General features: G+C 41.1%; 10 protein-coding genes and 1 other RNA gene. 7 read left to right on the forward strand and 4 right to left on the reverse strand.

Going from position 1 to position 12168, the window contains the following annotated elements:
• Positions 1-210 precede the first annotated feature (210 nt).
• Together QZY09_RS21960 and QZY09_RS21965 are read left to right on the forward strand one after the other, a co-directional pair.
• Positions 211-948: a methyltransferase domain-containing protein gene (locus QZY09_RS21960; protein WP_295676143.1), complete on the forward strand. Its 738-nt coding sequence runs from the start codon at positions 211-213 to the stop codon at positions 946-948.
• A 320-nt stretch (positions 949-1268) separates the two neighbouring features.
• Positions 1269-1892: an HAD family hydrolase gene (locus QZY09_RS21965; RefSeq protein WP_295676146.1), complete on the forward strand. Its 624-nt coding sequence runs from the start codon at positions 1269-1271 to the stop codon at positions 1890-1892.
• Here the strand turns inward: QZY09_RS21965 and QZY09_RS21970 are convergent, their stop codons facing one another.
• Together QZY09_RS21970 and QZY09_RS21975 are read right to left on the reverse strand one after the other, a co-directional pair.
• Positions 1893-2405: a DinB family protein gene (locus QZY09_RS21970; protein ID WP_295676149.1), complete on the reverse strand. Its 513-nt coding sequence runs from the start codon at positions 2403-2405 to the stop codon at positions 1893-1895.
• The gene (locus QZY09_RS21975; RefSeq protein WP_295676151.1) at positions 2402-3451 is read right to left on the reverse strand and encodes a glycosyl hydrolase; all 1050 of its coding nucleotides are present in this window, start codon (positions 3449-3451) and stop codon (positions 2402-2404) included. The genes QZY09_RS21970 and QZY09_RS21975 overlap by 4 nt, the downstream gene beginning before the upstream one ends.
• Positions 3452-3566: 115 nt before the next feature.
• On the opposite strand from QZY09_RS21975, the gene QZY09_RS21980 reads away from it, so the two are divergent.
• Positions 3567-5123, forward strand: a complete 1557-nt coding sequence (locus QZY09_RS21980; RefSeq protein WP_295676154.1) for a L,D-transpeptidase family protein — start codon at positions 3567-3569, stop codon at positions 5121-5123.
• A 45-nt stretch (positions 5124-5168) separates the two neighbouring features.
• Here QZY09_RS21980 and QZY09_RS21985 read toward each other — a convergent pair whose 3' ends face one another.
• Positions 5169-5966 carry a murein L,D-transpeptidase catalytic domain family protein gene (locus QZY09_RS21985; RefSeq protein ID WP_295676157.1) on the reverse strand — a complete coding sequence of 266 codons (798 nt, stop codon included), beginning with the start codon at positions 5964-5966 and terminating at the stop codon, positions 5169-5171.
• A gap of 385 nt (positions 5967-6351) precedes the next feature.
• Positions 6352-8784, reverse strand: coding sequence for a thiamine pyrophosphate-dependent enzyme (locus tag QZY09_RS21990; protein WP_295676160.1), 2433 nt, complete (start codon positions 8782-8784; stop codon positions 6352-6354).
• Between the two features lie 136 nt (positions 8785-8920).
• Between QZY09_RS21990 and QZY09_RS21995 the strand changes: the two genes are divergently transcribed.
• The 4 genes from QZY09_RS21995 to QZY09_RS22010 all read left to right on the forward strand — a co-directional run.
• Entirely contained in the window at positions 8921-9337 is a 417-nt protein-coding gene (locus QZY09_RS21995; protein ID WP_295676163.1) for a DUF1573 domain-containing protein, read from the forward strand.
• A gap of 152 nt (positions 9338-9489) precedes the next feature.
• On the forward strand, positions 9490-10716 hold the full coding sequence (locus QZY09_RS22000; RefSeq protein ID WP_295676166.1) for a pyridoxal phosphate-dependent aminotransferase: 1227 nt from the start codon (positions 9490-9492) through the stop codon (positions 10714-10716).
• Positions 10717-10809: 93 nt separating this feature from the next.
• Positions 10810-11176, forward strand: a transfer-messenger RNA (tmRNA) gene (ssrA, locus tag QZY09_RS22005).
• 248 nt (positions 11177-11424) lie between these two features.
• Positions 11425-12168: phage integrase SAM-like domain and Arm DNA-binding domain-containing protein (locus QZY09_RS22010; RefSeq protein ID WP_295676169.1), on the forward strand; the 744-nt coding region annotated here is incomplete at its 3' end.

The raw sequence follows: 12168 nt of genomic DNA on the forward strand, positions 1-12168 counted from the left end.
ACTTTACCAGGTCGCTAATATTTTCTTTACTCATCAGGATAAAATTAGAACAGCATTAAAAAACTTATTGCGCCAGTATTTTTGCATGTTATTTGTATCTTATTTATAAAATTACCGTATAATACAATAAATAAAGAAGATAAAATGTACCGGGGCGTGCATTCTTAAAATTTAACCCCCTTAAAAATTTTAGAAAAGCAATAAGATAATATGAAGATCAGAACCCCAAAAACAATGGATGACCTCCTTATAAAAAGGAGTTATAATGTTTTGGAAGTAGGTGGCGGCAACCATCCCGATAAAAGAGCCCGTATTGTTGTAGATAAATATGTCGATGACAATACGCATCGTTCCGGAGATTTGCAATTGTATAAAAAACAAAAATTCATGCAGGCAGATGGTGAGCACCTGCCATTTAAAGATAAAGAATTTGACTATGTGATCTGCCGCCACGTATTGGAGCATGTGGACGACCCTATCCAGTTTGTGAAAGAACAAGCCCGTGTGGCAAAAATGGGCTATATGGAAACCCCGTCGCTTTTAGGTGAATATATTGCCCCGAAACAGTCGCACCGCTGGGTAATACAGGACATTGACGATAAATTGGTATTGTATGATAAGGAAGTTTTAAAGTTTACTCCATGGATGGATTTTGGCGAAGTTTTTCTTTACTACCTGCCCAAAACATCTATCGGGTTTAAAATACTGGAACGTACACATGCAAGCATACTTACCGTGAATTATGAGTGGAAAGATGAAATTGAGATACTGGTAAACCCGCAGGATGAATACTATTTAAACCATTTTATAAAGCCCTGGGATGAAAGCATTTGCGATAAACAGTTGGCCAAAAGAAGCCTTGGGAGAGAGATCGGTGCTACTGTACATGCCATGTTTGATATCATCAGGTCAGTAACGAAAAATAAATTTGCGAAAGAAAACTATTGAATTTTGTTTAAAACATAAGGCTTGTTAAACTAAATAAACTGAAACCATTTGATGATCTTTTTATTATCGGCCTACTTGTACAAGTTTCACTTTAAGATCAGGATAAATAAGTTTATTAATTCGTTTAAAGGATCCTGATTATTGAAATTCAAAAACCATTATTTATATTATAACATTTGCCCGGTTATTAAAGTTTGCCGGGCGTTTTATATTTAGGCATCATTTGTCTTCCCAATTTTTAGTAAATATAATCAGGTGCAGACGACGCTTTAAAAGAAATCAGGAGTAAGTTGTATCTTCGTCAGGTTGTTCTATCCCATATGAAAAAAGCTTTAATTTTAGACCTCGACAATACCATATATCCCGTTAGTTCCATCCAGGGGAACCTCTTCGGCGAAATATTTAGCTTAATAGATGTAGCAGATCATTTAACTGAACAAATAAAACTGGACGCTAAGGATGAACTGACACGCCGACCATATCATTTGGTTGCCGATAAATATAACTTCGGTGATGCTTTGAAGGATAAAGGCAACAATTTGTTAAAAGAAATAACCTATGACCTCCCCATGCAGCCCTTCGATGACTATGCGCAGATCAGGTCATCGGCGTTATTAAAAATCCTTGTAACCACCGGATTTACAAAACTACAATGGAGTAAAGTTAAAATGCTGGGTATTGAGCAAGACTTTGCCGAGATTCACATTGTTGACCCCGAATTATCAAATAAAACTAAAAAAGACGTGTTTGCGGATATTTTGAAAAGGCATGATTTAACAGCCGGCGAAGTGTTGGTTATTGGTGATGACCCGGAATCGGAGATTAAAGCCGCTACGGAACTTGGAATTGAAACATTTTTATACGATCCTGAAAACAAACATCCGGAAGCGAGCGTAACTTTTAAATCCTTTAGTTTAAACGAAGTGCTGCACGTACTTTACTAGTCAGGTTCTTTCCATTAGAATTTTCACCGTAACCAGCAACTGGCCGGCATGTCGCATTGTATGCTCGGCTGCATGAACGTACAAACCGATAACCGTTGAAGGCAGCAACGCCCGTCCCACTCCTCTGGCTTCGGTTAACGTAGTTTCATCAGTATTTTTTAGTTGGGCGATGGCTGTCTCAACCTGTTCGTCAAATGCAATCACCAGGTCATGAGTAAAAATAAAGTTGTCAACAGGTTTTCCTTCCCCTTTCAGATTAGTCAGTTGGCGTTCGCTTAGCTGCTCCTGTTTTGCGTAAGTAAAAAGTCTGTCGAGCACACCTGTCAAATGCTGCAGGTGAAAAGCCGGAGAAGCAAGCCCCGCAGGTTTTTTCCATAATAAATTATCAGGAAAACCCGCCATTAGCAGACCAATCTCCTCCCTGGCCTGTAGTAACGCATGTGCAACAGGTTGTAATAAGGCAGGTACGTCATCCAAAGGCCCGCGCAGCCATACCTCGGGTCCTGCACTCATTTTTTTATTTTTAATGAGTCGAGTTTTACTTTCAGTTCATCATGGCTAAGCGTACGTGGCATATTATATACCTGCTTAACCCTATCGCGGGTGTTATCGGTCCACAGCCACCTTGTCCACACCATAAACCAGGTCCATTGCGGCTGAACGCCTAAAATCTCGGGTTTGGGTAGTTCGCCGGTTTCTGTAAGCGCAATCGGTTTCCCGTTAGCCAGTTGCAGCAAGTCGTTATAGTCCTTTTGCTCATAATCAAAATGATACACGTCAGCGCCTAAAATATCCACATAGTTAGGGCCTGGATAATAGTCCTTATATTCATAAGCCTCATCAAACGGAATATCCCGTAAGCCGTTTGCCCCCCAAACCCACAGCAGGTTATTTAAGTGGTGATAATTGGTATACCTGTCGTACATCATCTTCCATAACCTGGTAATGCCGTTCTCTCCTTTTTTATTACCCCACCAAAACCAAACACCATTCATTTCGTGATACGGGCGCCATAAAACGGTAACACCTGCGTCCCGCAACTGCTTTAAATAACCGGCAATTACATCAATCTGGGCGAGCCATTTTTTATTCAAATCGGTACCCGGCGTAACCAGCTGGTTCCAGTCCTCATCGCTCATTTTGGCAATTACGTTTTTGGAAAACTCATAGGGCGGGTTATCCGTGGGTTTACCCTCGTGCCACATCAGGGTAATTAAATAGCCTTCCTTTGATTTTCTTATTGCTTCATCAACTATTTTCGGACCCAGATCCTTATCGCCCCAATTGATAAAATCAGAACCCCAGATAGCAGGGTATTTTCCCGTAAAAGCTTTTGCACTGTCAGAAAATGTATCGGGATCGCTGTTGTAATTTTGCTGACCTGAGAGGATATATTTACCTTTTATATCATACAACAGTTTTAAAGTTTTTTTTACACCATCAGATGCCCCCGGATTTACGGGGGAATACTTTTGTGCAAAGGCACCAGTAAATGGTAACAATATTGTCACAAAAACAAAAGGCAAAAACCTTTTCGCTGTTATCTTATTTAGCTTCATATGGTAAATATTCAAAAATCACGGGATGGTAATGTTTTCAAAAGTAGCAAAATCTATTTTGATGTAATAGCAAAAGAAAAACAGGATTGCCGTATATTTATCGCGAATAACTATTATGATTAAACTTTTTGCGGCCAGAAAAATTGCTGCTCCTCTCCTATTATTTGCTCTCACTGCCTTTATCATCACTTTTCAGAGTTGTAAAAAAAAGCGTTCAGAAACAGCAAACATCCTTTTTAAAATAACGCACAATAAACTATATAAGGATTTTACTCCCGAAGGTTACCAGGTAGTTTTTAAACAGGTATTTAATACCGAAAAGCAAAAGTTCACGCATGCCGGCGTAATTTCGGAGTGGTACGGCAGCAATCATTATGAACCTGTTTTTGTATTAAACCATTTATTTAATGGCGACCTGTCAAAAGCGTATGATGATTATTTGATGCACGCTACTGAACACGGCCTTAGCCCTGAAATTTTCCATGCGGATGACCTCAAGTCAGCAATTGAAAAACTCAATAGCAAAAGCCAGGTAAAAACGATAGACGAAGCCTATCGCGCCATAGCGGAACTGGAAATATCGGCGGCCAACTCAATGATAGACTACTCCAATGCATTACAATATGGAGTTATCAATCCTAAATATATTTACCAACGCTACTATACAGCAACCAAACGGCCTGACTATTCATCGATGTCGGCTGTATTTCACATAAGCGATATGCAAAGTTACCTGGAAGGCCTGCAGCCAAAAGATCCGCAATATATCGCTCTCCAAAAGGCGTTGAAAAACAACTACGAGGAAAAAGGCTTTTCAGGTGAAGAATGCAAACGGATGATCCTGGTTAACCTGGAACGGTTGCGCTGGAGAAATAAACCGTTGGAAGATAAATACGTAATTGTAAATATACCTGATTACATGCTGACAGTAGTTGACAGCGGAAAATCGGTATTAAAAATGAAAGTTTGTGTTGGTCAGGGCCGAAACGTTGACAACAAAAACACGCTGTCGGCCTACGATGATACCTGCAAAGTGGATAAACCAGGTGACCATGAAACGCCTTTGCTAAACAGTTTAATTTATGGCGTTGAAGTAAACCCGGTTTGGAATATCCCCCGCAGCATTGCGAATAAGGAAATAATAGTTCAGGCCGCCAAAGACAAATTTTACCTGGAGAACAACAATATTGATGTTTACAAAGACGATAAATTAGTAGATAATCCTGAAGATATTGATTGGACTAACATTACTAAGGAAAACTTACCCTATGATTTTAAACAGAAACCCGGTTCATCCCATTCATTGGGCCTGATAAAGTTTATTTTTAACAACAAAAGTAATGTTTACCTCCATGATACTCCGGTAAAATCTGCATTTTACAGAAAAATGAGGGCTATAAGCCATGGATGTATCCGGTTGGGTGATCCTAAGGGGCTTGCTCAAAATTTATTTGGAGACGGCGATAAATTTAAAACGATATCTGATGATATGGAGCAGGACAACTCCGATCCAACTACCATTTACCTGCCTAAAAAAACACCGGTATATATAACTTACGTGACCTGCTGGGCAGACGAAGATGGCAAGCTCCAATTCAGAAATGATGTGTACGGCCTTGATATTGTGTTATATGACCATTTACAAAAAATCCTGCAACCGGGTTCAAATTAAACCGGGCTACAGGATTCAATAATAATACAGTCTTAAAACAGGAGATTAAAGGCTTGCCGTTATATTACTGGTTGCATCCGATGAAATATAACTGGCGGCCATTTGCTCATCAAGATAGCGTGAATTATATTTCTTGCTGTCGCCATTTATAAACAGTACTGTTTTGCCTTGTATCGTGTCAATCACCTGATCGATCACATCGGTTGAAACTGCCGGGCAGCCAAAACTGCGGCCCAGGCGGCCCTTATTTTCTATAATTCCGGGGTTTACATATTCAGCTCCATGAACCACAATTTCCCGGGTGCGTGCATTGGTATTAAACCCTGCATCCATGCCATCCAATTTTAATGAGCGACCGTGATGCCCGTAATAAATATCATCTGTTACAAAAAAACCTAAGCTGCTTTGTTTTGAATCTATCCTGTCCGAGAAACGGTTGGGTATATCATCACCGCTCCGCGTGCCATGGGCAACCCAGGTATGTAATACCAGTGCCTTATTTACTACATCAATAATCCACATCCTTTTTTCACAACTGGATTTGGTAAAATCAACTACTGTCAAAATTGAACTTTGTTGAGGAAGTTTGTCAGCTGCTTTTAAATCCAGGAAACCTGTAATTGCCTTTTTAAAAACATTAAAAGCTAAACCTGATTCTTCCAAACGGGATGACTCATAAATATTATCCACATATTTTTCAAGCAATTCGCTTGCGGAAAAGGTTTTGGCCGCATAATTTTTAGAAAAGCTCTTTGCCTTAAACGCACTAGCCGGTTTCCAGCTTATAGATGTAATTGCAATTACCAGTAAAATACATAGCAAGCCAACAAAATGTTTCTTCATTTTTTATCAGGGGTTAAATCAATAGTTTTAAATAGTTTTCATTTTTACGTTACTTGTAGAATTAGGGTTCTACTTTCCGCATCTAAAAATTAAATTTTAGAAATCTGAAGCTATTTTTTTATAGTTAATATTTTAATTTGAAATATAAAATATAACTTATAAAAAGTTACTTTTATTTAATATGACAAATTGTTATGTTAATAACTTTAAAAAAAGAGATTTATTATATGTTATCATCTAAAATTTCAAAATCATTGACTTTCACTTCTAAGAAAAAAATTATCTACCCAATTATAACCCCAAAAAAAATCCCGGTAAAAAACCGGGACGCTGTTTTATTTTTAGAAAATGACCAACTCAGTTACTCATTTCACTGAGATGGCAGTTAATAAATGGATGGGTATTTTTGCGGGTCAGACTCGTTCATCAACGTGTAAACTGCTTCAATGATATCATCCAACGATGGCTTGCTAAAATAATCACCATCTGATCCGTATGGCGGGCGGTGCTCCTTGGAGCAAAGGGTACGGGGTTGCGCATCAAGTGAATAATAGCCCTTTTGCGCTTCAATTACCCGTTGCAAAATATACGCCGATGCAGCTCCCGGCAAGTCTTCGTCAACAATAAGCAACTTACTTGTTTTCTTTAAAGAGGTGCCGCAAACATTATCGATATCAAAAGGGTACAAAGTCTGGGGGTCAATTACTTCAATATTAATACCCAATTTCTCAAGCTCTATTGCTGCCTCCATCACTATCCGAAGGGTTGACCCGTATGAAATAACAGTAATATCAGTTCCATGCTTCAAAATCTCCGCCTTACCTAGTGGCACCGTAAACTCGCCCACATTTGCAGGAAGTCTTTCTTTTAAACGATACCCGTTAAGGCATTCGATCATCAGGGCAGGTTCATCACCGCGCAGCAACACATTGTACATACCTGCAGCCTGCGTCATATCGCGTGGCACGCAAATATGCAGTCCGCGCATTGAATTAAGGATAAGCCCTAACGGCGATCCTGAGTGCCAGATCCCCTCTAGGCGGTGCCCGCGTGTCCGTACGATCAACGGCGCCTTTTGCCCGCCAAAGGTGCGGTAACTTAAAGTTGCAAGGTCATCGCTTAAAACATTAATAGAATAAAGCAGGTAATCAAGGTATTGAATCTCAGCAATCGGTTTTAATCCCCTCATAGCCAAACCTATGCCCTGCCCTATTATCGTGGCTTCGCGTATGCCGGTGTCTGTTATCCGCAAATCGCCGAATTTACCCTGCAAGCCGGCAAAACCCTGGTTCACATCACCAATAGCACCCACGTCCTCGCCAAAGGCTACAATAGTTTTGTCACGCTCAAAATTGGCTTCAAAACAAGCATTTAAAATCTCGCGGCCATCGATATGCTTTGAATCTTCATAATAACGTGCCGGAACGTGCTCTACGCTCAACGGCGAATATTGCGATCCGCTAAATAGCTTTGAATTGTACCGCGCTGCATTTTTAACATTTTCCTCCTCAAGCCAGTTAATCAATTGCTGTTTCTGCAGGCTATTTTCCCTTAGGGTAAGCCGGAGTGCCTTTCGGATTGCCGCAACAACATCTCTTCTTCCCGGGTCAACACATTCGCGTAACTCAGCAACAACATCATTCAACGCTGCCTGCACCGCCGAATGCTCAGCAAGTTTATCAATTAACCTGGCTGCATCGTTTAGTTCAAGGCGGATGCCATCACACAACTCATTCCAAACCTGGCGCTGGCAATCTCTTACATATTTTTTGGCGTTTGCTTCCAGATCGTCCATTTCGGGTTCTGTAGCAATGGCCGAGGCGATCATCCATTTGCGCATCTGCAGCAAACAGTCGTGCTCATCTTCCCAGGCAAGGCGCTCTTTAGTTTTATAACGCTCGTGCGAGCCCGAGGTTGAGTGGCCTTGCGGCTGTGTCATTTCGGTAACATGGATCAGTACCGGCACATGTTCATTCCTGCAAATCGTTATAGCACGTTCATAGGTTTCGCAAAGTGCAACATAATCCCAGCCGCGAACTTTAAATATTTCGTAACCGTTAGTATCCGCTTCCCGCTGAAATCCTTTCAAAATTTCAGAGATATCTTCTTTTGTAGTTTGCAGTTTCGCCGGTACCGAAATGGCGAAAGCGTCATCCCAAACAGAAATAGCCATCGGAACCTGAAGGACACCAGCGGCATTAAAAGCTTCGAAAAATAACCCTTCGGACGTTGAGCCATTTCCTATAGTGCCAAATGCAACCTCGTTCCCGTTAATGGAAAACTTTTTCAGATATTCAAGATCTTTATTCTGTCTGTAAAGTTTTGACGCGTAAGCCAATCCGAGCAACCGTGGCATATGACCGCCGGTAGTTGAGATATCAGCCGAACAGTTCATGGTTTCGGCCTGGTTAACCCAGCTGCCGTCGGGATTTACAAAGCGTGTTGCATAATGGCAATTCATTTGTCTCCCGGCTGATGCAGGATCCTTTTCAACATCAGGATAAGCATATAACTGGGCGAAGAACTCTTGCAGGTTGCTCATCCCGGTAGCAAACATAAATGTCTGATCGCGATAATAACCAGCCCGCCAGTCGCCCTTTTTAAAAGCTTTGGCCATAGCCAGCTGGGCAACTTCCTTGCCGTCGCCGAATATCCCAAACTTGGCCTTACCCGTAAGTACCTCCCGGCGACCGATTAAACTGGCCTGCCGGCTTTCAAAGCCAATACGGTAATCGTTGATAACGATCTTTTTAAAATCTTCAAAACTGAGCTCAGCATTAATAACCTTGCTGTTTGCATGTAAAGCAGTTTCGGGCATATTTAATTTTTTGATGCGGTAAAATTATAAAATTCTATTTTGTAATTGGCAATTCTACATATAAAACATTCAGATTAACGAATAGTTTTCAGGTTTGCGTTAAACCTTTTATATTTGTATAAATCAAATGAAACATATGAAAAAAATATTAATGATTTGCGCGGCTGTAATCGGCTTTACCTTTACAACTTCTGTTGTCTGCGCACAAGATAGTCAAAAAGCTGAATTTAAATTCAACGAAGAAAAACACGATTTCGGAAAAGTTCCGCAGGGAACACCGGTAACCACCGTTTTTACTTTCACCAATATAGGCCAGGAACCTTTGATCTTAACTGATGTTAGGCCAACATGCGGTTGTACCATAGCTGATTACACCAAAACACCTGTAAAAAGCAACGAATCAGGTTTTATCAAGATCACCTATAATGCAGCCTATGCCGCACCATTTACCAAAACTATCGTGGTAACGTCAAACTCAAAAACACCTGTAAAAAATTTAATAATTGTGGGTGAAGTTGTTGCCAAGGCAGCGACCGCCAGCGGAAGTAATTAACTTCAATCCTCACCCAACCCTCTCCAAAGGAGAGGGCTAAGAAAGTTTACAAAAAAGACACGCTAAACTGTGTCTTTTTTGGTTTTATGTCATTTTTCTTCCGGACTTCCGGACCTTTCCGACTTTCGGACTAAAATACTTAATTTTGTCCCATGCCAAAAATTTCGCACAAAGGGCAGCAAATGCCCGCTTCGCCAATACGCAAGTTAACACCTTATGCCGACAAGGCTAAGATGCACGGAAAAAAGGTTTTCCATTTAAACATAGGCCAACCTGATATTGAAACGCCTGAAGGTATGCTGAATGCGATAAAGCATATCAATTTTAAAGTTTGGGCCTATACGGCGTCTGAAGGTACTTTATCCTACCGCAAAAAATTAGTTGAATACTATAATAAACTGGGATATAACATCAGCCCTGAAAATATAATTGTAACCACCGGCGGATCAGAAGCTATTACCATAGCTATGATGGCCTGCCTTGATCCTGGCGACGAAGTGATCATTCCCGAACCATTTTATGCCAATTATAATGGCTTCGCATGCCAGGGCGGCATCGAGGTAAAACCCATTTTGTCGCATATAGAAAACGGCTTTGCGCTGCCTCCTATCGCTGAGTTTGAAAAACTGATCGGCCCGAAAACCAAAGCGATCATGATCTGTAGCCCGAATAACCCTACAGGGTATCTTTATTCAAAAGAAGAGCTGGAGGCATTGAAGGACCTCGCACTAAAGCATGACTTGTATTTATATTCGGATGAAGCCTACCGCGAGTTTTGCTACGACGGGCGCAGTTTCACTTCGCCAATGCACCTCGATGGGCTTGATGAAAATGTGATTGTGATTGATACCGTAAGCAAACGCTACAGCGCCTGCGGGGCACGCCTGGGCTGCCTGATCACCAAAAACAAAGAAGTGATAGCCACAGCCCTTAAGTTTGCGCAGGCAAGACTTAGCCCCGGAATGGTAGAACAAATTGCAGGCGAAGCCGCTGTGGATACCCCTGATGAATATTTTACCGCTGTAAACAAGCAATATACCAAACGCAGGAATGCCATCGTTGAATCGCTGAATAAAATGGAAGGTGTTTTTTGCCCCAACCCGGGCGGCGCTTTTTACGTAGTTGCCAAATTACCGATTGACGATGCCGATAAGTTTTGCCAGTGGATGCTGGAAAGCTTTAGTTATGATAACCAAACGGTAATGATGGCGCCGGCTACCGGTTTTTACAGCACACCCGGCGCGGGAACTGACGAGGTACGTTTGGCATACGTTTTGAATATTGATGATATTGAAAAGGCGATGATCTGCCTGGATGAGGGGTTGAAAGTGTACCCAGGGAGAAAAGTCCTTCTTGAAGAGGTAAAAGGTGAAAGGTAAAAGGCGAAAGGTTGGCATGGTTCAAAAACCTTTTAGCTTTAACCTTTATCCTTTCACCTAAAAAATGGTATATTTGTACCATCCACAAAAAATGGGGTCGACCGGAATTGACAGGATGGAGATAAGTAGGTAAGCATGCAGCGCGTTGGGTGAATTAGCGCTATAATCTGAACACTCAAAACCACAAATGGCGAAAATAACTACGCCTTAGCTGCTTAATTTAGAATTACCCAGCTTTTGTCCCGCCGGTTTTCCGTTTCATCGGGCCGGCAATCGGGGCATCGAAAGATGAAACTAGCCCGCTTAAGGTGCGCGTAGCGGGCGAAACAAAGCACCTAAGGAAGACGGTACAGGTGTGCAACTGACCTTCCCCTTCCCGACAACTAAACAGCGCTAAGCATGTAGAAAGCTTACCTTATACCATGTTTGGACGAGGGTTCGAATCCCTCCGGCTCCACTAATTATGTTTTAAAGAACATCAAAAACGCTGTAAATGAATGATTTACAGCGTTTTTTGTTTATAGTCCTATCCAAATAAAACCAAATAATCGCATTCTTCTGGTGACCTATTGGTGACCTGTAGGGGTTAAAAGCCTAATAGGTCACCAGAAAGCTTATAAGTCACTGTTATTGAGCCTGTTCAGCCATTGAACATCTTGATAGCAGCCATAAAAGGAACTAATTTTATAACTTTTAAAGCTTTAAGCGATGAACAAAACTTTTGGACTACTCTTCTATGTGAAGCGATCAAAAATGATTGGAAATGGTACAGTTCCGGTTTATTTACGGGTTACTGTTGATGGGGAGCGCATTGAGATCTCCTCTAAACGTTACGTCAATCCCGACAAATGGAATGCAAACGGACAAAAACTAAATGGTACGGGCGAGGAAGTACGCTCATTGAATAATTATCTAAAAACCCTCGAACATCAGGTTTATGATATACACCGGCACCTGATAGAAAAGAAACTGCCCTTAACCGCGGTTAACTTGAAAAATGTCTTGCTGAAAAAAGAGGATATAGCAACTTGTAAAATGCTGATACCAATCTTTAAAGAGCATAACAGGCAGGTTGCCGCGCTTATCGGAACAGAATATGCCCAAGGTACCGCCGACCGTTACGAAACCAGTTTAAAGCATACCCAGGCGTTTCTTAAATGGAAATATAAGGTTGACGATATAAATATTGAAGGCATTAACCATGAATTTATTATGTCCTATGATTTTTATTTACGTTCGGAGCGCAAGTGTGCCAATAACTCTACCGTAAAATACATGAAGAACTTTAAAAAAATTATCCTGATGTGTATTGACAACGGATGGCTCGACAAAGACCCGTTTGTCAAGTATAAGCCTAAAGTAAAAATAGTGGCAAGGGATTACCTTACCAAAGAAGAATTAGAAATAATGGCTGTTAAAACCTATTCCAGTTTGCGGATTGAGCAGGTTAAA

Origin of the sequence: uncultured Mucilaginibacter sp., assembly GCF_903913935.1 — a bacterium.
In the GTDB taxonomy this organism is placed as follows: domain Bacteria; phylum Bacteroidota; class Bacteroidia; order Sphingobacteriales; family Sphingobacteriaceae; genus Mucilaginibacter.